The sequence below is a fragment of the Acinetobacter sp. YH01022 genome (genome assembly GCF_013420235.1).
Taxonomy (GTDB): domain Bacteria; phylum Pseudomonadota; class Gammaproteobacteria; order Pseudomonadales; family Moraxellaceae; genus Acinetobacter.
In genome coordinates this window covers 34,681-56,334 of sequence record NZ_VOYP01000004.1, presented here as the reverse complement: position 1 = coordinate 56,334, position 21,654 = coordinate 34,681, and the positions used below count along the sequence as shown (strand labels likewise).

At 44.0% G+C, this 21,654-nt stretch carries 20 protein-coding genes; 16 read left to right on the top strand and 4 right to left on the bottom strand.

Going from position 1 to position 21,654, the window contains the following annotated elements; genetic code table 11:
• Positions 1 to 361: 361 nt before the first annotated feature.
• Positions 362 to 1,030: an HAD-IA family hydrolase gene (locus FTT87_RS02330; RefSeq protein ID WP_180043079.1), complete on the top strand. Its 669-nt coding sequence runs from the start codon at positions 362 to 364 to the stop codon at positions 1,028 to 1,030.
• 128 nt (positions 1,031 to 1,158) lie between these two features.
• On the opposite strand, the gene FTT87_RS02325 is transcribed toward FTT87_RS02330, so the two are convergent.
• Complete coding sequence (locus FTT87_RS02325) at positions 1,159 to 1,554, bottom strand: hypothetical protein (protein WP_180174280.1); 396 nt, start codon at positions 1,552 to 1,554, stop codon at positions 1,159 to 1,161.
• A gap of 433 nt (positions 1,555 to 1,987) precedes the next feature.
• Here FTT87_RS02325 and mhpD point away from each other — a divergent pair, with 433 nt between their 5' ends.
• The 5 genes from mhpD (at position 1,988) to FTT87_RS02300 (ending at position 7,624) form a co-directional block, all read left to right on the top strand.
• On the top strand, positions 1,988 to 2,785 hold the full coding sequence (gene mhpD, locus FTT87_RS02320) for a 2-keto-4-pentenoate hydratase (protein WP_086195278.1): 798 nt from the start codon (positions 1,988 to 1,990) through the stop codon (positions 2,783 to 2,785).
• Between the two features lie 38 nt (positions 2,786 to 2,823).
• Positions 2,824 to 3,720 carry an acetaldehyde dehydrogenase (acetylating) gene (locus FTT87_RS02315; protein WP_180174279.1) on the top strand — a complete coding sequence of 299 codons (897 nt, stop codon included), beginning with the start codon at positions 2,824 to 2,826 and terminating at the stop codon, positions 3,718 to 3,720.
• Positions 3,721 to 3,731: 11 nt separating this feature from the next.
• Positions 3,732 to 4,751 (top strand): 4-hydroxy-2-oxovalerate aldolase, encoded by a 1,020-nt coding sequence (gene dmpG, locus FTT87_RS02310; protein ID WP_092819102.1) that lies wholly within the window; start codon positions 3,732 to 3,734, stop codon positions 4,749 to 4,751.
• A gap of 430 nt (positions 4,752 to 5,181) precedes the next feature.
• Positions 5,182 to 6,471, top strand: a complete 1,290-nt coding sequence (locus FTT87_RS02305; RefSeq protein WP_180174278.1) for an OprD family outer membrane porin — start codon at positions 5,182 to 5,184, stop codon at positions 6,469 to 6,471.
• Positions 6,472 to 6,766: 295 nt separating this feature from the next.
• The gene (locus FTT87_RS02300) at positions 6,767 to 7,624 is read left to right on the top strand and encodes an alpha/beta fold hydrolase (protein WP_180174277.1); all 858 of its coding nucleotides are present in this window, start codon (positions 6,767 to 6,769) and stop codon (positions 7,622 to 7,624) included.
• 57 nt (positions 7,625 to 7,681) lie between these two features.
• Here FTT87_RS02300 and FTT87_RS02295 read toward each other — a convergent pair whose 3' ends face one another.
• Together FTT87_RS02295 and hcaR are read right to left on the bottom strand one after the other, a co-directional pair.
• A complete protein-coding gene (locus FTT87_RS02295; RefSeq protein WP_180174276.1) occupies positions 7,682 to 8,353 on the bottom strand; it encodes a DUF1345 domain-containing protein in 672 nt (223 codons plus the stop codon).
• A gap of 288 nt (positions 8,354 to 8,641) precedes the next feature.
• A complete protein-coding gene (gene hcaR / locus FTT87_RS02290; protein ID WP_086195284.1) occupies positions 8,642 to 9,541 on the bottom strand; it encodes a DNA-binding transcriptional regulator HcaR in 900 nt (299 codons plus the stop codon).
• A gap of 282 nt (positions 9,542 to 9,823) precedes the next feature.
• Between hcaR and hcaE the strand changes: the two genes are divergently transcribed.
• From hcaE to FTT87_RS02245, 9 genes are all read left to right on the top strand, one after another.
• Positions 9,824 to 11,191: a 3-phenylpropionate/cinnamic acid dioxygenase subunit alpha gene (gene hcaE / locus FTT87_RS02285; RefSeq protein WP_086195285.1), complete on the top strand. Its 1,368-nt coding sequence runs from the start codon at positions 9,824 to 9,826 to the stop codon at positions 11,189 to 11,191.
• The gene (gene hcaF / locus FTT87_RS02280) at positions 11,188 to 11,706 is read left to right on the top strand and encodes a 3-phenylpropionate/cinnamic acid dioxygenase subunit beta (protein ID WP_086195286.1); all 519 of its coding nucleotides are present in this window, start codon (positions 11,188 to 11,190) and stop codon (positions 11,704 to 11,706) included. The genes hcaE and hcaF overlap by 4 nt, the downstream gene beginning before the upstream one ends.
• Entirely contained in the window at positions 11,706 to 12,032 is a 327-nt protein-coding gene (gene hcaC / locus FTT87_RS02275) for a 3-phenylpropionate/cinnamic acid dioxygenase ferredoxin subunit (protein ID WP_076752998.1), read from the top strand. Before hcaF ends, hcaC begins: the two co-directional genes overlap by 1 nt.
• 2 nt (positions 12,033 to 12,034) lie before the next feature.
• Positions 12,035 to 12,850, top strand: a complete 816-nt coding sequence (hcaB, locus tag FTT87_RS02270; RefSeq protein WP_086195287.1) for a 3-phenylpropionate-dihydrodiol/cinnamic acid-dihydrodiol dehydrogenase — start codon at positions 12,035 to 12,037, stop codon at positions 12,848 to 12,850.
• 69 nt (positions 12,851 to 12,919) lie between these two features.
• The gene (locus FTT87_RS02265; RefSeq protein WP_086195288.1) at positions 12,920 to 13,885 is read left to right on the top strand and encodes a 3-carboxyethylcatechol 2,3-dioxygenase; all 966 of its coding nucleotides are present in this window, start codon (positions 12,920 to 12,922) and stop codon (positions 13,883 to 13,885) included.
• Between the two features lie 4 nt (positions 13,886 to 13,889).
• Positions 13,890 to 15,116, top strand: coding sequence for a 3-phenylpropionate/cinnamic acid dioxygenase ferredoxin--NAD(+) reductase subunit (gene hcaD / locus FTT87_RS02260; RefSeq protein ID WP_180043086.1), 1,227 nt, complete (start codon positions 13,890 to 13,892; stop codon positions 15,114 to 15,116).
• Positions 15,117 to 15,410: 294 nt separating this feature from the next.
• Positions 15,411 to 16,322 carry a DMT family transporter gene (locus FTT87_RS02255; protein WP_180174275.1) on the top strand — a complete coding sequence of 304 codons (912 nt, stop codon included), beginning with the start codon at positions 15,411 to 15,413 and terminating at the stop codon, positions 16,320 to 16,322.
• 268 nt (positions 16,323 to 16,590) lie between these two features.
• On the top strand, positions 16,591 to 17,529 hold the full coding sequence (locus tag FTT87_RS02250; RefSeq protein ID WP_180174274.1) for a cation diffusion facilitator family transporter: 939 nt from the start codon (positions 16,591 to 16,593) through the stop codon (positions 17,527 to 17,529).
• Positions 17,530 to 17,604: 75 nt separating this feature from the next.
• Positions 17,605 to 18,660, top strand: a complete 1,056-nt coding sequence (locus FTT87_RS02245) for an MBL fold metallo-hydrolase (protein ID WP_180174273.1) — start codon at positions 17,605 to 17,607, stop codon at positions 18,658 to 18,660.
• Between the two features lie 22 nt (positions 18,661 to 18,682).
• On the opposite strand, the gene FTT87_RS02240 is transcribed toward FTT87_RS02245, so the two are convergent.
• A complete protein-coding gene (locus FTT87_RS02240; protein ID WP_180174272.1) occupies positions 18,683 to 19,084 on the bottom strand; it encodes a DoxX-like family protein in 402 nt (133 codons plus the stop codon).
• Positions 19,085 to 19,454: 370 nt separating this feature from the next.
• Between FTT87_RS02240 and katG the strand changes: the two genes are divergently transcribed.
• Positions 19,455 to 21,647: a catalase/peroxidase HPI gene (gene katG, locus FTT87_RS02235; RefSeq protein ID WP_180174271.1), complete on the top strand. Its 2,193-nt coding sequence runs from the start codon at positions 19,455 to 19,457 to the stop codon at positions 21,645 to 21,647.
• Positions 21,648 to 21,654: the final 7 nt, after the last annotated feature.

The window sequence follows — 21,654 nt, the reverse complement described above, 5'->3', positions numbered from 1 at the left end:
AGTTGTATGAGGGATAGGGGCAAATTGTAGGTTTTATCTCAGGTTCAAATTTAAGATTTTAGCAGCATTACAAACTCTACAATTTGCGTATAGTGGTAGCTAATCACTATATCAATCAAGATACAAGCAGCATTGCTGCGCAAGTTTCCTTTCTTGCACATCGTTTAAAGCAGTGCTTTAAACTCGTTCAGGAGAGGGGACATCACGTAAAATATTCTGTCATTAACTCAGACTTCGTGTAGTCAGTATTTTGATTTAGTAAAAAATGAATGACTAAGCAAAAGGGTTTCTCTCTCCTTGTAGGAGAAGGCTAGGGGGAGGTGAATAATTAAATACTGAATCAAATACTAGGAAAGCATTTATGAACACACCTGTAAAACTGGTTATTTTCGATTGGGATGGCACTTTATTTGATTCGGTCGGTCAAATTGTGGCGAGTTTGCAGTTCGCAGCACAACAATTCCAGCAACCCTTAACCGATGAAGATGCCAAAAGTATTATCGGGCTAGGTTTACCGGAAGTCGCACAGCGTTTATTTCCGGCTGTGCCTGAGTTACATGCCGATATTTTACAGTCCTATTCAGAGCACTATGTTGCCAATTCAACTGGTGATCAATGGTTCGCTGGTGTTGCCGACATGTTAGAAGCATTGGCTCAAGCAGGGGTGAAACTGGCAGTCGCTACAGGCAAAAGCCGTAAAGGTCTGGATCGTGTTTTGAAGCAGACACAAAGCATGGAGCTGTTTGCGGCGACACGTGCGGCCAGTGAAACCCGATCTAAACCCCATCCTTTAATGCTGGAAGAAATTTTGACCCAAACAGGTGTCCAGGCTGAACATGCGATTATGGTCGGTGATACTTCCTATGATCTGGAAATGGCACAAAATATTGCCATGCCGCGTATAGGGGTAAGTTATGGGGTCCATACTCCGGAAGTCCTTTCCCGCTATCATCCGCTGGCCATTGCAGATGAGGTCGCAGATTTGCATCAGCTTTTATTAAACCATGTGAATTTGAAACAGGCGGTTTGATCCAAGCTGAAGACTAAAAAGGGTGATGTAAAGTCACCTTTTTTTTGAACTTCTTTCATAAGGGTCTTTTATTTACCCCGATGGAAGAAATAAAGAGGGTCTCGGTAGTGATGAAACAAGTTTCATCTTTATTTCATTCTAAATTTTTGTAGTTCGGGTTTGTGATTGCCCCAACCCGTCCAGTAATTGGTGACGGTAACGGTTTTGTTTTGAATACTCATGATTTTATAAATTTCATTGCGTGGCGGTGAAATTTCATTGGGACGAATCACTTCAGTCATGACAAAAATTTCTGGTGCAATCCAGGTAATACGCCAGGCATCTTTATTATAGTAGCCGTGGCTGCAGTCCATTTCATTTTGCCATGCTGCAGCAGTCGCCTGGGCATTAAATTTTAAGCCTGCGCATTCAGCATCCGCTAAAACAAGGTATTTGCCTTTTAGTGACTGCTGATAATTCTGTGCGAAAGTTGAGCAGGAAAGGATGCTCAGTAAAATTGTACTGAAAATGGTTTTATGGTTCATAAAGTAGCTGTAGTTTTTTGATTTTAAAAAATATAAATAACATTTTTAGGTCTGCTGAAATAGGGTTTTTGTACTCAAAATAAGCATTCAATCTAGTCTTTTAGTCGTAGATCGATGGTTATTTCATGAATCTGACAATCTGACATTAAGTTCATATGGGAAAACAGTTTTTATATTTGGTTCATATGGCTGTTTTTTTAAAATAAAACCAAGTCAATTTATAGGAATTAGCTATTGTCATAAATAAAATAAGTATTGGCATAAAAAGCGCAATTTTCCGATTCTAAAACCGTTTATACATATACGCGTTTGCCAAGATGGGCAGCAGCCCTTTGCTGATGGCTTTGATCAGTTCACAGATTTCTTCTTGTTGTTCATCGCATTTCCATCGATAACGGTATAAGTCCAATTTTTGCAGTTTAAGGAAACATTGATGTCGAATTCTGCTGTTGTTGAATCAGTTGCGCAAGCATTACGTAACGCTGAATTATCAAAAACTGCGATTGCCCCTGTTCGCCCGCAACTTGGTGGCGAAAGTGCTGACGTGGATATCGCATACGCCGTTCAGGAAGTAAATACAGAGCGCGCATTATCTGAAGGTCGTCGTTTGGTTGGCCGTAAAATTGGTTTGACCTCTAAAGTTGTGCAAGCGCAGCTGGGTGTAGACCAACCGGACTTCGGTATGTTGTTTGCTGACATGGCTTATGGTGATGGCGAAGCGATTCCAGCGGGTCTATTGATTCAACCCAAAGTTGAAGCAGAAATCGCGTTAATCATCAACAAAGATTTAACCCAAGAAAAACACACTTATGCAGACATTATCAGTGCGACTGAATATGCACTGCCTGCTGTAGAAGTAGTCGATAGCCGGATTGAAAACTGGAAAATTTCATTGATTGATACGGTTGCAGATAACGCTTCTTCTGCGGCTTATGTTTTGGGTTCACGTCCTGTGAAACTTGAAAATCTTGATCTTGTAAATTGCAAAATGACCATGAAACGCGGTGAAGAAGTCGTGTCTCAAGGTGTGGGTAAAGCATGTCTGGCTAACCCGTTAAACGCTGCGGTTTGGCTGGCGGATGAAATGGTACGTCGTGGTCGTCCTTTACTTGCAGGCGACATCATCCTGACAGGTGCATTAGGTCCTATGGTTGTCGCTAACCCGGGTGATGAATTCGTGGTTGAAATTGAAGGTTTTGGTTCTGTAACTGCTGCATTCGCTGCTGAATAAGTCCAGATTTTAAGAGCGTTTTTTAAGAGAAATTGTTCATGAAGAAGATTAAATGTGCATTGATCGGTCCAGGCAACATTGGTACTGACTTGCTATATAAATTACAACGCAGTGAATTTCTAGAGCCAGTATGGATGGTGGGTATTGACCCAACTTCTGAAGGTTTGGCACGTGCTGCGAAAATGGGTTTAAAAACCACTGCTGACGGTGTAGACGGTTTACTTCCTCACGTTCTGGAAGACGACATCAAAATTGCATTCGATGCAACTTCTGCCTACGTTCATGCTGAAAACAGCCGCAAGTTGAATGAACTTGGCGTGTTGATGATTGACTTGACACCTGCTGCGATCGGTCCGTTCTGCATACCACCAGTAAACCTGGAAGCTTTGTTGGATGCGGGCGAAGTGCCAAACGTGAACATGGTGACTTGTGGCGGTCAGGCGACTATTCCTATGGTGGCTGCAATTTCGCGTGTTCAACCGGTTGAATATGGTGAAATCATCGCGACTGTATCGACTAAATCTGTCGGTCCGGGTACACGTAAAAACATTGACGAATTCACCCGTACCACAGCCGGTGCGATTGAAAAAGTCGGCGGTGCTAAAGCGGGTAAAGCGATCATCATTATTAACCCGGCAGAGCCACCACTGATGATGCGTGATACGGTTCACTGCCTGGTTGAAGGTGAGCCAGATCAGGCTGCAATCACAGAATCTGTGCATGCAATGATCAAGGAAGTTCAAAAATATGTACCAGGTTACAAACTGGTGAACGGTCCTGTATTTGATGGCAACCGTGTATCTATCTTCCTGGAAGTTGAAGGCCTGGGCGATTACCTGCCTAAATATGCCGGTAACCTCGACATTATGACTGCAGCAGCTGCGCGTACCGCAGAAATGTTTGCAGAACGTGTTTTAAGCGCAGTTGAAGCATAAGGAGCATCTTCATGTCTAAGATTATTATTAATGATATGACTTTACGTGATGGCATGCACCCAATGCGCCATCAAACTACACCTGAGCAAATGGTTGCGATTGCAACGGCTCTGGATGATGCAGGTGTACCTTTAATTGAAGTGACTCACGGTGACGGCTTAGGCGGTAACTCTGTGAACTACGGTTTTGCTGCGGCAACCGATGAAGAATATTTGAAGGCGGTGATTCCAAACCTGAAACAGGCTAAAGTGTCTGCACTTTTACTGCCAGGTATTGGTACCGTTGACCATTTGAAAATGGCGCATGATGTTGGTGTTGCAACTATTCGTGTTGCAACGCATTCAACTGAAGCTGACGTTTCTGAACAGCACATTACTGCTGCGCGTAAACTCGGTATGGACACTGTGGGCTTCTTGATGATGGCGCACATGGCTTCTCCAGAAAAACTGCTTGAAGAAGCACAAAAAATGGTGTCTTACGGTGCAAACTGTATCTATGTGACGGACTCTGCAGGCTATATGTTGCCTAAAGATGTAACCGATCGCGTAGGTATTTTACGTGCCAACCTGGGTTCAGACATCGAAATCGGTTTCCATGGTCACCATAACCTGGGCATGGGTGTAGCAAACTCGGTTGCAGCGGTTGAAGCGGGTGCAAAACGTGTCGATTTGGCTTCTGCCGGTCTGGGCGCGGGTGCGGGTAATACACCGCTTGAACTGTTTGTTGCGGTTGCCAACCGTATGCAGATGGAAACCGGTGTAGACCTGTTTAAGGTTCAAGACGTTGCGGAAGATCTGATCATTCCAATGATGACCCATCAGATTCGTGCTGACCGTGATGCAGCAACTCTAGGTTATGCAGGTGTTTACTCATCATTCCTGTTATTTGCTAAACGTGCCGAAGCGAAATATGGCGTGTCTGCACGTGAAATCCTGATGGAACTTGGTCGTCGTGGCACAGTCGGCGGTCAGGAAGACATGATTGAAGACTTGGCATTGACCATGTCTAAAGCAAAAGAAGCCAATGCTTAATTTATTTTAAGTCACAGCGAAAAAGAGCGTCCGAAAGGGCGCTTTTTTTATGGCTGGACCTTGATTTGACACTTGGCTTTATAGATAAAAAATATCATGAAATAGTTGTAATATATTAATATAATCAATTGCTTAAGTGATTTTTCGACTGGGTTAAACTTAAAAGCGATTAATCAGTTTTTTTTTGCGGTCAAAAAGCCTGAATTCTTTGAAAATAAACCCTGAAACAAAGGTTTAACAATAATGAAATGAAAGGAAGATAAAATGACTTATTGTTTAAAGTTCTTAACGTGGGCTTAATCTTTAAAATAAAAACCAGCGGAAATAGCCATAAAGGCAATAAATCTTAATACTCTGGTCGGATTTCGTTTCTTGTGATTGTTTAGCATGATGGCGCCATAGCTTAATTTGATCACTAAGGAATTCAGCCATGCGTCGTCAAAACTTATGGATAGCAATGCTTGCTGCGACAGCAACTTTAGGAACAACTGCATCGAATGCAGATTTTGTTGACGACAGTAATGTCCAATTAAAATTTAAAAACTTTTATTTAGACCGTGAATATAACCAAGATACAGCTGGAGTTTATAACCCAGGTTATGGCAACTGGACTCAAGCAGTCACTTTAGATGCTAAATCGGGTTATCACGATATTGGTGCAGGCATTCAAGTGGGCGCTGATTTATTAGCACAATATGCGATTGGTCTAAAATCACGTGGTAATGTGAATGACATTCATATGCCATACAATGAAAATGAGAAGAAAACTGAACGTGATAATGCTAAGTTAGGTGCAACTTTAAAAGTTAAAGTTTCTGAAACTGAATTAAAAGTAGGTGACTTACAGCCAATGTCACCTGTGGTGTTCTTTGATCCATCGCGCCAATTATTAACCACTTATAGCGGTGCTTGGTTGGAATCTAAAGAGCTTAAAGATACGAAGCTGACCTTGGCTTATATTGATGGCATCAATGCACGTTATGACAATCAATATCAAGATTTGACCTTGTTCCCACAAAATGATTTTGCTAAAGCAAAAGCGGCGAATAAGTCTACTGATGATGGCATGTACATTGTTGGCGTAGATCATCAATTTACACCAAAATTGGGTGGTAGCTACTGGTATGCAGATGTCACCAACATCTATCAACAGCATTATGTTGCTGCGAACTATAAAACGACTTTGGCTGAAAAAACCAAACTAGATACCCACGTTCGCTATTTTGACAATAGTGAATCTGGCGACAAACTATATGGCAAGATTGACAGCCAAGCCGTTTCTGCAGGTGCTAAAGTAAATCACGGTATGCACACTGTTCAGTTGGGTTATCAACAAATGTTTGGCGACTTTGGTGATGTCGCACTGTTCCCTACATTGGGCGGTTGGGTGCCACAACCATTCCTAGACAACTGGTCTGTTGCAAGTTTCATTCGTAAAGATGAGCGTTCATGGAGTTTAGGTTATACCTATAATTTTGCTGAAGCAGGTGTCCCTGGTCTAACTGCGACAGTACGTCACTTCCGTGGTGACAATATTGATCTAGGTGCAGGTAAGAAGGAAGGCAAAGAAAACGAAAATAACGTGATCGTAAACTATGTTGTACCTGAAGGTAAGTTAAAAGGCTTAGGCTTCAACTACATGTTCATCGATACCAACTATAACTTCGGTAACGACCTTCAAGAACACCGTGTAGCAACAACTTATACTTATAAGTTCTAATTAAGCGGTGTCATAAAAAAGCGGCTTTAAATCAGTCGCTTTTTTTTTGCTGTGTAGAAAGCTATTTTTTATTAAATGTCTTAATAAAAATAAGGGTTTGGTCTTTAATAAATTTTTTAAAAACAAATAGTTAAATTATCGTTTTTTTATAGTATTTGATCGTAAATTTGTATCAGTTTGACCGCTTTGAACAGGTAATATAAGGCGGTAAAAAAGTAAATTTCACCGAGTCAACTTGACGTTAAATTCTGAATCAAGATGGAAACGCAAGCTAAAGACTGTACGAGGAGTATGTATGAGCACTGTTCAAATCCCTGAATATACAACAGATCCATTCTTTGGCTTAGAAGACAAATGGATTGAAACTGCAGAAGGTGAGTTGACTCACTATCACGAAGTGGGTGAGGGTACACCTATCCTGTTCTTGCACGGTTCAGGTACCGGTGTATCTGCTGCGGCAAACTGGTGGCTAAACCTGCCATCAATTGGTGAACAGGCGCGTTGTATCGCTATCGACACTATTGGTTATGGTCAAACTGTAGTAGCGCCAGGTACAGCTTACGGTATCCGTGCCTGGGTAGACCATGCGGTGCGTACTTTAGATGCACTGGGCATTGAAAAAACCTGGTTGGTCGGTAACTCGCTCGGTGGCTGGTTAGCATTCCAGTTGGCTTTAGACTACCCTGAACGTGTACTTGGTATCGTATCTATGGGTACAGGCGGTGCAAAACAGACTGCTGCGCTGAAAGCACATGCCAACCCGGTATTGACTGAGGAAGGCATCAAGAAAACATTGTCTATGTTTGTAGTGAACAAAGACCTGATCACAGACGAACTGGTGAAAGTACGTTTTGCTTCTGCTGCAAATGACTATGCATCGAACCGTTTGATGGACGTAGTGGGCGCACGTGACCGTGACCGTTTCGAATTCCCGTTAGACTTCGAAAAAATGAAAGACATCACTGTGCCTGTATTGTTGATTCATGGTACTCAAGACGTGGTGATTCCAGTTTCTCGTACCTGGGATATCCTGAACATTGTACCCAATGCTGATGCACACATTTTCAGCCAGTGTGGCCACTGGTCTCAAGTGGAAAAAGCTGAAGAGTTCAATACAGTGATTAAAAACTATTTAACTGCTCGTGGCGTTTAATCCCGCCGTCTAGCCAATAAAAAGGATGACTTCGGTCATCCTTTTTTATGCTCTTGCTCAAGGACTGATAAAGTTCGCTGCCATATTGATCGTGATGGCCAGAATGGTGGTATTAAAGCCGTAAGCCAGCAGCAGGTGAAAAGTGTTTAAAACCCGCATTGCGGAGTGGGTAATAGAAACATCCGCTGTTTGTGCGGAAGTGCCGACGATGTAACTAAAATATAAAAAGTCGGGATAAGTCGGTCTAGGGGTTTTGGGGAACTCCAGCCCGCCTTCATTATTCTTGTCGAGTGCCAGATAGAAGTCATGTGCATAATGAATCGCAAAAATGGTATGCATCAGGAACCAGGCAGAGGTAATGGTCACCATGGATAAAATGATATGAGCGGTTTGAATGAGCGTATTGCTCGGCAAATTATTCACTTCAATAATAAGCGCAATGAAGCAGATGAATAAGGTCAGCAGGACCAGAAATAGAATCAGCCATTTACTTGCATCTTGTTCCTTCGCACGTTGCAGGATATGCGCATGATCAATGCGCCAGAGTTTTTTCAGGGTGAAAAATAAATAGGCATAGATGACCAGATTCCAGCTCATTAGCAGGCAGGTTGACCAGTTCCATGAGGTCATCAACTGAAAAGCAGCATACAGCACAGCAATAAACGGAAAGGTTAGAAAGAAATAAAGATGGTGCTGAATCCCTGTTTTTATACGGCGTAATAGATGCATGAGGGGGCAACCTTTTATCGTTATTGTTGTTTTTTAACATTTTAAAAAGTTTGTGGGAAATTTATTAGACTTAAGTTGTAATTCTCGATGATGAAATGTGATTTATAAATGGCTAAAGAAAAAGTTATGCGTTATTCCCTATAAATAGCGTGTTAATGATAAGAAAAAAGCGTAAGACTTAAGTCTAATCTGGACTAAAAATACACAAATTGAAATAAAAAAAACCACCATTATTTATTAGCAAAATAATGGTGGCTTCAATCCGGTGCAAAAGCATAAAAAAAATTTTTAAGTGCGGTTTATATTTAGATAGAACACATGGGTCAGCAATTCAATAAATTTCTTCACTGCGATAGAGCTGCTGTTTTTATGGTAACTCACATACAGGTCGAGGTAAGGCAGTTCTACATCTAAGGGGCGAATCACAGTATTTTCCATGGTTAGTGGTGCAACATAGCCCGGCAGAATGGTGCAGCCTAAACCCATCCCTACAGAATTGATGTTAAACAGGATGTTATCGGCCTTTTGTACAATATTGAATTCAATGCCATTGGCATGGGAAAAATCTATAATGGCATTATGTAATGTTAAGGACTGTTCTGCAGCAGGAATAATAAAGTCTATACCATTCAATTCTTTAACAGGAATGCGTTCATACTTAGCCAAGGGGTGGTCTTTCGGTAAAATAAAGATCAGTGGCTCACGTAACACAAATAGACTTTCAATTTCATCACTATTGAGATTGTGCCGGGTAAAGGTGACATCCAGTTCCCCTTTTTTCAGCAACTTCATTTGTTCACTGTTGTTTAAGCTGAGCAAATCGATTTTTAAATCAGGGTTTTGCACGCGTAAATTCGGCAGTACATAAGGAAAAATTTTCATTTCCGCCACCGGAACAAAGCCGATGCGCAGCATTTGCTGTTTGGCTTGCGAAACCTGGCGTGCCATGGCAATCGCTTTATCTGCCTGTGCCAGGGTTAAGCGCGCCTGCTCGAGAAATACGGCACCTTCTTCAGTCAGCTCAACCTTACGTTTAGTACGATAAAGCAGTTTTACCCCGACATCTTCTTCCAGATCTTTAATTTGCTGACTTAAAGAGGGCTGTGCGGTATAAAGCTTTAATGCAGCCTTACTGAAGTTAAGTTCTTCTGCAACGGTGATAAAATAGCGTAGGTGTCGTAATTCCATATAACTCGTCCAAAAGAGTAATCCAAAAAATGTCTTACTATATTTTTGTAGCAGTATAATCTATAAACAACTATTAGGTGAAGATTATTCTGCCATTTAGAAAATAAATGATCTTGTATTTTTCATTAGTGTTTAAATATATAAGCTACAGTTTTAAGTAATTCATAAAATATCTTAATTAAAACAAAAAAAATATTTCCCCAAAACTGGCTAAAAATCCATTATCGCTGAAAAGTTGAGTCTATTTACTTTGTGCCGTTACTGGTCACAGGAGAGCTTTTCATGAGTGGAAAAATTGATGTGCGCGAAATCGACGCTTTAGTCGATGCACAAAATGGACGTATCTCGCCATCTATCTATACAGACCCAGATCTATATGAACTAGAACTTGAACGCGTTTTTGGTCGTACATGGTTATTCCTTTGTCATGAAAGCCAGATTCCTAAGGCGGGTGACTTCTTCAATACCTACATGGGTGAAGATCCGATTATTGTGGCACGTCAAAAAGACGGTTCAATCAAAGCATTTTTAAACCAATGCCGTCACCGCTCTATGCGCGTGAGCTTCGCAGACTGTGGTAATACCCGTGCATTTACTTGCCCATACCACGGCTGGTCTTACGGTATTGACGGTTCTTTAAAAGACATCCCGCTTGAAGAGCGTGCTTACCCACAGGGTGCATGTAAAGAGCAATGGGGTCTGGTAGAAGTTAACCGTGTTAAATCTTACAAAGGCCTGGTATTTGGCTGCTGGGATGAAACAACACCTGACCTAGAAGAATACATGGGTGACATCGCTTGGTACCTGGATGGTGTTCTTGATCGTCGTCCTGGCGGTACTTGCATCGTTGGTGGTGTACACAAGTGGGAAATCGAGTGTAACTGGAAATTTGCTGCTGAACAGTTTGCATCTGACCAATACCATGCATTGTTCTCTCACGCATCTGCGGTACAAGTTCTTGGTGCAAAACCGGATGATGACGCGTCTAAACAGTTAGGTGCGGCACAAACGGCTCGTCCAGTTTGGGAAACAGCGAAAGATGCTCTTCAATACGGTCAACGTGGCCATGGTTCAGGCTTCTTCTTCACTGAAAAACCAGATGCAAACGTTTGGGTAGACGGTGAAGTAGCAAACTACTTCCGTGAAACTTACGAAGAAGTAAAAGACCGTTTAGGTGAAATCCGTGCGCTACGCCTTGCTGGTCACAACACCATGTTCCCGACATTGTCTTGGTTGAACGGTACTGCAACACTTCGTGTATGGCACCCACGTGGTCCAAACAAAACTGAAGTTTGGGCATTCTGTATCTGTGATGCTGATGCACCACAAGACGTAAAAGAAGCATTTGAACGTTCTGCAACCCGTGCTTTCGGTCCTGCTGGTTTCCTTGAGCAAGATGACTCTGAAAACTGGGTAGAAATTCAAAAAGTATTACGTGGTTATAAAGCTCGTCAAAACAAACTCATTATGGAAATGGGTAAAGGTAACGAAAAAGTACGTGAAGATGGTATTCCAGGTATTACCAACTACATCTTCTCTGAAACTGCTGCACGTGGCTTATACCGCCGTTGGGCAGACCTGCTGATCCATGAAAAATGGGAAGATGTTGAGAAAGCAGCTGAAGCATATGAGAAGGAGCTTGTGAAATGAGTCAAATCAGTTTAGAACTTCATCACGAAATCAGTCAGTTCCTTTACCGTGAAGCAAAATTGCTGGATGACTGGAAATTCCGCGAATGGCTGGACGTAATGGCGGAAGATATTTCGTACACGCTACGTACCACGCCAAACGCACAAACCCGTGACCGTCGTCGTTCAGTTGAGCCACCAACAACTTGGGTGTTCAATGACAACAAACATCTGTTGGAACGCCGTGTAGCGCGTCTGGAAACGGGTATGGCTTGGGCTGAAGAGCCTCCATCACGTACCACTCACATGGTGAGCAACGTGATTGTTGAGCCAACTGAAGTTGCAGGCGAATACGACGTGTACGTGACTTACCTGTTATACCGTTCTCAAAAAGAGAAAGATATTACGATTTACTGTGGTAAACGTCACGACAAGATCCGTAAAGTTGAAGGTGGTTTAGGCTGGCAAATTTTTGACCGCAAAATCACCCTAGACCAAGTGACTTATACCTCACATAACCTGAGTGTGTTCTTCTGATGAATAAGATTTTTGTTTGCCAAGTTGACGAATTGGACGAAGGCGAAGCATTGAAAGTGGATTGCGGCGTGAACGGTATCGAAGCGCTTGCAGTTTTTAACAATGGCGGTGAGTTCTTTGCAATGAACGACCGTTGTTCACACGGTAATGCTTCTATGTCGGAAGGTTATCTTGAAGATGACGGCACTGTGGAATGTCCACTGCATTCAGCACGTTTCTGTTTGAAAACTGGTCAAGCATTATGCTTACCAGCAACTGATCCAATCCAGACTTTCCCGGTGATTGTGGAAGATGGTCAGTTATTTGTAGAGATGGCAGGAGAGTAATCATGGGTTGGCTACAAGGCGAAGTTGCACTTATTACGGGTGGTGGTTCAGGTTTAGGCTGGGCACTGGTCGAACGTTTCCTGGAAGAGGGTGCACAAGTTGCTGTTCTTCAACGTTCACAGGCAAAAGTTGATGCATTGAAAGCCCATTTCGGTGATCGAGTATTAGCAATTGCCGGTGATGTAGCCAGCTATGAAGACAACGTCCGTGCCGTAAACGCAACAGTTGAGCGCTTCGGCAAGCTTGACTGTTTCGTTGGCAATGCTGGTATCTGGGATCATTATGCAGATATCGTCAATACATCGGGTGAGCAACTGGAAAAAGCCTTTGATGAAATCATGGGTATTAACACCAAGTCTTTAATTCTTGGTGCCAAAGCTGCGCTGGATGCATTGATAGCTTCTGAAGGTTCTATCATATTTACTTTGTCTAACTCTGCACTGTACTCGGCAGGCGGAGGCCCTGTGTACACGGCATCCAAGCATGCTGGTGTGGGTATTATGAAAGAACTGGCTTACGAGCTTGCGCCTAAAGTACGAGTGAACGCCGTTGCACCGTCAGGTATGAATGTCAATATCAAAGGGGCAGCATCATTAGGTCAGGAAAATCTTGGTCTGCTGGATGCGCGTGATCCTGAGAAAATTGCACGTGGCATGCCACTGAACTTTTTGCCTGAACCGGAAGACATGACGGGTTCATACGTGCTGTTGGCATCTCGTCAAAATAACCGTCCTTTGACTGGTGTTCTGATCAATGCAGAATGTGGTCTGGGAATTCGCGGCTTACGTCAGCCTCGTGCCGGTTTCTTTGACGAATAAAAATCTAGTCTAAATCAAATGGACTTATCGGCAGCCTGTTCTGGCTGCCTTCCTTTTAAGGAGTCTCTCATGGCCGTTAAACTTATTTGTGCTTCGCACAGTCCGTTAATGGAATTTGCTTCACCACAAGATCAGTCTAAAGAGCAGAAAGTCCGTGCTGCTTTTGAGAAATTGTCTGCTGAAGTCAAAGCTTACGACCCAACCCTGATCATTACCTTTGGTCCAGACCATTTCAATGGTTTCTTCTATGACCTGATGCCAAGTTTCTGTGTGGGCATTCGTGCCAAAGCGGCAGGTGACTGGGATTATGGTAAGGACAATGATCATATTGATGTGCCTGAAGACAAGGCGCTGGCGCTGGTTCGCCGCGTATTGGACGAAGGTGTGGACGTTGCATACTCATACCGTATGCAGGCGGATCATGGTGTGACTCAGCCTTTACATTTCCTGTGTGAAGGTCAGCTTGATCGTTATCCAACGATTCCAGTTTTTATTAATGGCGCTGCAGCACCCATGCCAACCACCAAGCGTACCATCGCTTTAGGTCGTGCTGTAGGTCAGTTTATCAAGTCTTTAAACCTTGAAAATGAACGTGTTCTTGTGCTGGGTACTGGTGGTTTGTCACACGATCCACCGACTCCGCAAATGGGTTCTGTTCCACCAGAAGTGGAAGAATTCCTGATTGCGGGTCGTAACCCAAGCCCTGAAGCACGTAATGCCCGTCAGGCCAAAGTGATTGCTGTAGGACAGAAGCTTGCTGCAGGGGATACCTCAGTTTCTGTACCATTAAGCCCGGAGTGGGATATTGCATTACTGGAGAAATTCAAGAATGCAGATTTCGCTGCACTGGAAGCCATGACTGAAGCTGACATCCGCCGTGACGGTGGCCGTGGTGGTCAGGAAGTCCGTTCATGGATGGCTGCATTCGCTGCCCTGCATGAAATGGGTGAATATGACATGACGACACATTGCTACGAAGACATCAGTGAGTGGATCGCTGGTTTCGGCATCGTATCTGCAGAGTTAAAAGGTTAATGACATGAGCAACATCGAAACCATCGTAATTGTAGGTGCTGGACAGGCAGGTGCAAGTGCGATTTTAGAACTTCGTGGCAATAAGTACGAAGGCAAAATCATTTTGATTGGTGATGAAACGCATCTGCCTTATGAGCGTCCACCATTATCCAAGGATGTGATTCTAAAACCTGAAGAAACCAAGATTGAAATTCTGTCAGAACAGAAACTGGCTGAACTTGGTGTAACAACTATTCGTGGCAATGGCGTGGCTAAAATCAATGCCGAGGCCCATACAGTTGAACTTCAAAACGGTGACGTTGTTGCTTATGACAAGCTATTGCTTGCAACAGGCGGTGCAGCACGTCGTTTACCAAACTTTGATGCGCTGGGTAAACATGTGTATACCCTGCGTAATCTTGAAGATTCACAAGCACTGGTACCTGTGCTTCAAGCCGGTCAACGTATTGTGTTGATTGGTGGTGGGGTGATTGGTCTTGAATTGGCATCATCTGCACGTTACAAAGAATGTGAAGTGACTGTGATTGAACAGGGGCCAATGGTGATGGGTCGTTCATCGCCACGTATCCTGAGCGAATTCTTGTTGGCACAACAACGTCGTGCTGGTGTAGATGTGCGTCTGGAAACTAAGATTGCAGACTGCAAGCTAGATGGTGAAGAAGTTGTCGTGACCCTTGAGGGTGGTGAAGAGCTTCGTGCCGATGCGGTCATTTACGGTATTGGTATCGTGCCGAATGCACAGCTGGCTGTTGAGGCTGGTCTGGATGTTGATTTTGCGGTTAAAGTCAATGAAAACTGCCAAACTTCAAATGCTGACATTTATGCAGCAGGTGACGTAGCGACTCAGCTTCGTGAAGATGGTGAATACCGCCGTGTCGAAACCTGGGAAAATGCCAACCTTCAGGCAGGTATTTTCGCGCGTCATGTGATGGGTGTAGAGCATCCGAAAGCCAATCCGGCATGGTTCTGGACTGATCAACTCGACATTAACTATCAGTTTGTGGGCGATATGGCTGCAGCTGAATGGCATGTTCGCGGTGAAATGGATGCAGCCAAAGGTGCAGACAATTCATTTGTGATGTATGGTGTGACTGGCGGTCAAATCGTTGCCGGTATTACGGTCAATGCCGCAAAAGAGATGCGTCATTTGAAAAAAATGATCAGTAAAAATACCGCATTTGAAGCGGAAAAACATCTTGATTTAAGCCTGGATTTACGCAAAGTGGCTTAAGTTTTATTGAGATATTTCTGGACAGACCTATGTTTTGCATAGGTCTGTTTTTTTATGGCTGTTATATGATTGAGGTAACAGCCTCAAATTAAATTATGAATTGAAATGCATTTGCGCAGGCGTTTTTTACTTTTCAAAGATGAAAAGTAACAAAAATCTTTTACTGATCTGAGGGTATGTCCATATACCCCAGATCAGTGGGCGACATCCCTGTCGCCTTTGACATCGTGTCGATAATGGGAAATAGGCGATTGGCAGTCTTATCCATTATTACAAAATCAAATTGAGCAATTTATGAATTCAAATTCATCTTCCATGATGGTCACGGCAAGTATTTACGCTTTATTGGTATTCATCTGGGCGACGACGCCGCTCGCGATTGTGTGGAGTGTGCAGGAAATTCACCCGATGTGGGTGCTGATCATCCGTTATTTCGGCGCATCGCTGATTGCCTTATTCCTTTTAAAGCTGATGCGTGACCCGCTGCCGTTTGATCAGACTTCGTTAAAAAGTTATGTGGCGGGTAGTCTGAATTTAATTGGTGCGCAGCTGTTTATTTATCTTGCAGCCAATTATCTGACTTCCGGGTTAATGGCGCTGATCTTTGGTTTTTCACCGCTGATTGCAGGCCTGATCGGACATGTGATTTTAAAAACGCAAAAACTGATCTGGCTACAATGGCTGGGTATGGCGATTGCGGTTTCCGGTCTAACCTTTGTCTTTGCCGATTCTGCCGACAGTAAAGTCAATCCAATTGGTGTGGTGTTGATGCTGATTAGCATGGTGTCTTATATCAGCTCGATTTTCTGGGTCAAACAGATTAATGCTCCACTCAAACCGATGTCTCAAGCGACCGGTTCACTGATGGTCTCAGCAGTGGGTTCACTACTGATCATTCCGTTTATCTGGCAGCATTTTCCAACTGTGCTGCCAAGTGGACGAGCCATGATTGGTTTTATCTTTACCATGATCATGTCTTCCATTGTGGCCATGCTGTGTTACTTCTGGCTGATCCGCCGTTTAAATGCCTCTACGGTTTCCCTAAGCAATGTCATGACCCCGGTGATTGCCCTGGTTCTAGGTGCCACCTTGAATAACGAACATATCAGTCCAAATGCCTTTTTCGGCATTGTGGTGGTGATGTTCGGCATTGTGCTGTACTTCTGGAAAGAATGGCGCCAGCAGTATTTTTCTAAGCTGCGTTAATACAACAGGATAAAAAAGGAAGTTTAGGCTTCCTTTTTATGAGCTTGCAATCTGCGTGAATTGTGAAAATGCATCATATTTCATCACAGCGTTTCACATGAAACATCAATATACTTACTGGCGAAATAATCAACAGTTACGCTAAAAACAACAAAAGAATAAACCACGACAACAAAAACATTGAGTACTATGCAAAGAGCTATAAAAATCAAATAGATCTATTTGATAATAACAACGCTTGACAAAAAAACACCCGGGACAAATTTGAATGTCTGATTCGAATAAGATTGTGGTCTATGCAGCACTGGCAGGTAATCTGGCAATTGCACTGGTCAAGTTTGTGGCCGCCTATATCACCAACAGTTCGGCCATGTTCAGTGAAGCTATTCACTCGGTGGTAGACACACTGAACGAAATTTTGCTGCTCTATGGCATGAAAAAATCCCAGCAGCCCGCCAACTATAAGCATCCTTTTGGTTATGGTCGTGAGCTGTATTTTTGGGCTTTTATTGTGGCATTGATGGTTTTTGCACTGGGTGCGATTGTGTCGATTTATCAGGGCATACAACATGTGCTGCATCCTGAAGCAATGCTGAATCCCACTATCAACTATATTGTGCTAAGCATCGCCATCTTGTGTGAAGGCACCTCGTGGTTGGTGGCCTTAAAAGCATTCCGTAAGGTGAAAGGCAAGCAGGGTTATTTCGAGGCTTTTCGACACAGTAAAGATCCCACTACCTTTACCGTACTGTTTGAAGATACTGCCGCGTTATGTGGTCTGTTGATTGCCCTGATCGGGATCTATCTGGCCCATGCCTTGAATATTCCTGAACTGGATGGCATGGCCTCGATCTTTATTGGTCTTGTATTGGCGGTTTCTGCTATTTTATTGGCACGTGAGACCAAGGGATTATTGTTGGGGGAAACGGCCGATCCGCAACTGCGTAATGATATCTTGCTGATTGCCCAGGAAGATGAAGCGGTACAGTCAGCCAATGGCGTGCTGACCGAACAGATGGGTGCGCATCAGGTGCTGGCATCATTAAGCCTGGAGTTTGAAGACAATTTAAGCTCTGATGACATTGAAGCTTGCGTCAATAGAATTGAAGCGAAAATCAAACAGATTCATCCGGAAATTGTGGCATTGTTTATCAAACCGCAAACTAAACAGGTGTGGTTGGAACGTATGCAAGGACGTTTAGAATAAAACGTGATATATATGTCAGTGCATTCAGAATACCGGATTTTGAATGTTGAGGTCAGACTAAGAAATTGAATCTACATGAAGCAGAAGCCTGAACAATTACACTTTCAACTCCCGACCAAAGCATGCTGGTCACATACCTGGCGTCAGCCTTCATTTCGGTTTATGCATTCCAGTCATCATGATGGTGAACAGTTCTTCAATGCCTTGCCCAGTCCTGCAGGGCGTGGACTGATCGAGCTGATCAAGTGGCTGCTTGGCCGCAAGTCATCGACCTGGAATGTTGATGTTCAAAAAGAACAAGCTGAATTCTATGCCAGCAAACGCGCCATTCCCCAGAACCGTCCAAACGCCAGTATAGATGACTGGCAAGTGTGGTTTGTCGGGCATGCTACGGTACTGTTGCAAATCGGGCCCTATAATCTGCTCACCGATCCGGTCTGGTGCGAACATGTCAGTCCCCAGCAGGGCAAAGGTCCGAAACGGGTCATCCCGGCGGGAATTGCCCTGGAAGAATTACCGACCATTCATGCGGTGCTGCTCAGTCACAATCATTATGACCATATGGATCTGGCCAGCCTGGAATGGCTGCATGATCAATTTGCCATGCCGATTTATACCGGACTAGGCAATGCGTGGTATTTGCCAAAAAGTTTTCATGTGCTGGAAATGGACTGGTGGCAATCGTCCTTATTGCATGATTTAAAAATTATCTATACTCCAGCACAACATTTTTCCGGTCGCGGCTTACGCGATCACAACCGGGCACTGTGGGGCGGTTTTTCAGTGCGTGCTGGAAAGGATCATTGTTTCTTTGCCGGAGATAGCGGCTATTCACCACATTTTAAAGAGATTCAAACCCGTTTGGGTGCACCGCGTATTTCATTGTTACCGATTGGTTCCTACCAGCCGCGTGAGCTGATGAACTATATGCATATGAATCCGCAGGAGGCTTTTCAGGCACATCAGGATTTACATTCTAAATGTTCGCTGGCGATTCATTACCACACTTTTCAGCTGACCGATGAAAGTCGGGAACAGCCTGAACTGGACTTAAAAGTGGCCATGAAAAATACCTCCAAATTGATGACCCCTTTTTACTGCATTCGCGAAGGGCGGCGTCTGGTGGTTTGATGTTGTGCAAGATGTTTGTTTCTTAAGATGAAGGTTGGCTCAGCTTTAACAGTTGAAGGGCAAGCATTGAAAGGCAAATCATGGCCATATTCATCACGACCGGGTTAAATGCAGAAGTGAGTTGCAAGGGACTGGTGAGCGCAATCAGCACTAATAATCCGGCTAAACCTAAAATATTCAGCTGATGGATGACGGCTGCTTTTTGCCAAATAAGGAAAGTACAGCCAAACATCATTTCAATTATGCCTGACAGGGTAACCGCCATTTTTGCCAGAGGGAGTTCTAAACCCATGCTTTGCCAAATGGCGATTTCTGCAGCTGACTGAAACAGAATTTTCGGAACCAACCCCTGATAAATCCAGAGTGCAGCAAGTGTGATCTGAATGAGCCGAAGCGGTTTTTCCAATAGAGGCTGATGATTCACGAATGGCAGGTTCCAGAAAATACGGTCTGTTCTCAGCAATAGCGATCATGCTTGATCGACATGATGTGAGGTATTCTTGCTTGTTACGACTTCACTATAGCACATTATTTTTAATCAGAAATATTGTCCAAAATCTCAAATCCTGATCGTCTTTATCACCAATTGATAAAGCAGTTCTAAAAATTTGATCTCTTGTTGTGAGGGTTGATAAATCCTGTTTTTAAGCCCGTTTTAGAATAGGCTTTTTCGATCGTTTTCATTCGTATAACTTGCTTTCTATTGTCATAAAAAACAGCTATTTTGATGATGAGTTAGAAATTTTTAACGGTTCATGACAATCGTCATTTTATGATTAATTTGGAGCTCAGATATGAATAATGATACGAAAACTGCAGGGAAATGCCCGTTCCATCAAGAAGGTGCGAATACCAATGCCGCCAGCTCAAATGCCGCTTGGTGGCCGAATGCTCTAAATCTTAACATTCTTGCTCAACACGATAAAAAAACCAATCCGATGGACCCGGATTTTGATTATGCCAAGGCATTCAATTCACTGGATTTGGAAGCAGTGAAACAGGATTTACGCGAACTGATTAACAGCAGCCAGGACTGGTGGCCATCGGACTACGGTAGCTACATTGGCATGTTCGTGCGTACTGCCTGGCACTTAGCCGGTTCTTACCGTAAACAGGACGGTCGCGGCGGTGCCAATACTGGTAACCAGCGTTTTGCACCACTCAACAGCTGGCCAGACAACGTCAACACCGATAAAGGCCGCCGTCTACTTTGGCCGATTAAACGTAAATATGGCAATAAAATCTCTTGGGGCGATCTGATCATCCTGGCCGGTACAGTGGCGTACGAAGAAGCCGGTCTGAAAACCTTTGGTTTCGGTGGCGGTCGTCAAGACATCTGGCATCCTGAAAAAGACGTCAATTGGGGTTCTGAAAAGAAATGGCTGGATGCCACCAAAAATCGTTATGAAAATCATCAGGACCGTAAGTCATTAGACAATTCGCTTGCTGCCGTGCAGATGGGTCTCATTTACGTCAACCCTGAAGGGGTAGATGGTGTACAGGATCCGCTGCGTACGGCACAGGATATGCGTGTAACCTTCGACCGTATGGGCATGAATGACGAAGAAACTGTGGCCTTGACTGCAGGTGGTCACACCATTGGTAAAGCACACGGTAACGGCAAGGCTGAATTGCTGGGTAAAGACGTTGAAGGTGCGGATGTCGAATTCCAGGGCCTAGGCTGGCATAACCCTGAAGGTACAGGTAACGGTGCCAATACCATGGTCAGTGGTCTGGAAGGGGCATGGACCACGCATCCAACCAAATGGGACAATGAATTCTTCTATTTATTGTTCACCTATGAGTGGGAAAAAACCCTCAGCCCGGCAGGCGCGAAACAATGGGAACCGATCAACATCAAAGAGGAAGACAAACCCGTTGATGCACACAACCCGAATGTCCGCCGTAACCCGATGATGACCGATGCCGATATGGCACTGAAAATTGATCCTGAGTATCGCAAAATCTCTGAGCGTTTCTATAAAGACCCAGCTTATTTTGCTGAAGTGTTTGCGCGTGCATGGTACAAGCTGACTCACCGTGACATGGGGCCAAAATCGCGTTATTTAGGTGCCGATGTTCCTGCTGAGGATTTAATCTGGCAAGACCCAATTCCATCGGTGAACTACGTGTTGTCTGAAGCGGAAATTGAAGACCTCAAAGCGAAATTGCTGAACAGCGGTTTAAGCACAGCCGAGTTAATCAACACCGCTTGGGACAGCGCGCGTACTTTCCGTGGCTCTGACTACCGTGGCGGTGCCAATGGTGCACGTATCCGCTTGGCACCGCAAAAAGACTGGGGCGGTAACGAACCTGAACGTCTGGCAAAAGTATTGGCGAAACTTGAAGAAATTCAGGCAGGTCTTGAGAAGAAAGTCAGCATTGCCGACCTGATTGTACTGGGCGGTACAGCTGCAGTTGAAAAAGCGGCTCAGGCTGCGGGTGTGGATATTCAAGTTCCATTCATGCCGGGACGAGGGGATGCCACCCAGGAACAAACTGATGTCTATTCATTTGAAGACTTGTTGCCGAAACACGACGGTTTCCGTAACTGGCTAAAAGAAGACTACACTGCGCAACCTGAAGAATTGCTGTTAGACCGTGCCCAGTTATTGGGTTTAACTGCACCGGAAATGACGGTACTTGTTGGTGGTATGCGTGTACTGGGAACCAACTATGCGGGTGCAAAAGAAGGTGTGTTCACAGACCGTGAAGGCGTGTTAAGCAACGACTTCTTCGTGAACCTGACTGACATGGCATATAACTGGAAACCGGTTGGCAAGAACCGTTATGAGATTGTAGACCGTGTAACGGGCGCAGTGAAATGGACGGCAACACGTGTGGACCTGGTGTTTGGTTCGAACTCGATTCTGCGTTCTTATGCAGAGGTGTATGCACAAGATGACAACAAAGAAAAATTCGTCAAAGACTTTGTTGCTGCCTGGACCAAAGTGATGAATGCAGACCGTTTTGATGTGAAGAAATAATTTGCAT

Bases quoted from the DNA above. Each gene is read 5' to 3' on its own strand.
- FTT87_RS02300 (WP_180174277.1), top strand. From the start codon at position 6,767: ATGAGCACTGTTCAAATCCCTGAATATACAACAGATCCATTCTTTGGC.
- FTT87_RS02315 (WP_180174279.1), top strand. From the start codon at position 2,824: ATGAAGAAGATTAAATGTGCATTGATCGGTCCAGGCAACATTGGTACT.
- hcaF (WP_086195286.1), top strand. From the start codon at position 11,188: ATGAGTCAAATCAGTTTAGAACTTCATCACGAAATCAGTCAGTTCCTT.
- FTT87_RS02265 (WP_086195288.1), top strand. From the start codon at position 12,920: ATGGCCGTTAAACTTATTTGTGCTTCGCACAGTCCGTTAATGGAATTT.
- mhpD (WP_086195278.1), top strand. From the start codon at position 1,988: ATGTCGAATTCTGCTGTTGTTGAATCAGTTGCGCAAGCATTACGTAAC.
- FTT87_RS02255 (WP_180174275.1), top strand. From the start codon at position 15,411: ATGAATTCAAATTCATCTTCCATGATGGTCACGGCAAGTATTTACGCT.
- FTT87_RS02245 (WP_180174273.1), top strand. From the start codon at position 17,605: ATGAAGCAGAAGCCTGAACAATTACACTTTCAACTCCCGACCAAAGCA.
- dmpG (WP_092819102.1), top strand. From the start codon at position 3,732: ATGTCTAAGATTATTATTAATGATATGACTTTACGTGATGGCATGCAC.
- FTT87_RS02250 (WP_180174274.1), top strand. From the start codon at position 16,591: ATGTCTGATTCGAATAAGATTGTGGTCTATGCAGCACTGGCAGGTAAT.
- FTT87_RS02325 (WP_180174280.1), bottom strand. From the start codon at position 1,554: ATGAACCATAAAACCATTTTCAGTACAATTTTACTGAGCATCCTTTCC.
- hcaB (WP_086195287.1), top strand. From the start codon at position 12,035: ATGGGTTGGCTACAAGGCGAAGTTGCACTTATTACGGGTGGTGGTTCA.
- hcaR (WP_086195284.1), bottom strand. From the start codon at position 9,541: ATGGAATTACGACACCTACGCTATTTTATCACCGTTGCAGAAGAACTT.
- hcaE (WP_086195285.1), top strand. From the start codon at position 9,824: ATGAGTGGAAAAATTGATGTGCGCGAAATCGACGCTTTAGTCGATGCA.
- hcaD (WP_180043086.1), top strand. From the start codon at position 13,890: ATGAGCAACATCGAAACCATCGTAATTGTAGGTGCTGGACAGGCAGGT.
- FTT87_RS02295 (WP_180174276.1), bottom strand. From the start codon at position 8,353: ATGCATCTATTACGCCGTATAAAAACAGGGATTCAGCACCATCTTTAT.
- FTT87_RS02305 (WP_180174278.1), top strand. From the start codon at position 5,182: ATGCGTCGTCAAAACTTATGGATAGCAATGCTTGCTGCGACAGCAACT.
- FTT87_RS02330 (WP_180043079.1), top strand. From the start codon at position 362: ATGAACACACCTGTAAAACTGGTTATTTTCGATTGGGATGGCACTTTA.
- hcaC (WP_076752998.1), top strand. From the start codon at position 11,706: ATGAATAAGATTTTTGTTTGCCAAGTTGACGAATTGGACGAAGGCGAA.
- katG (WP_180174271.1), top strand. From the start codon at position 19,455: ATGAATAATGATACGAAAACTGCAGGGAAATGCCCGTTCCATCAAGAA.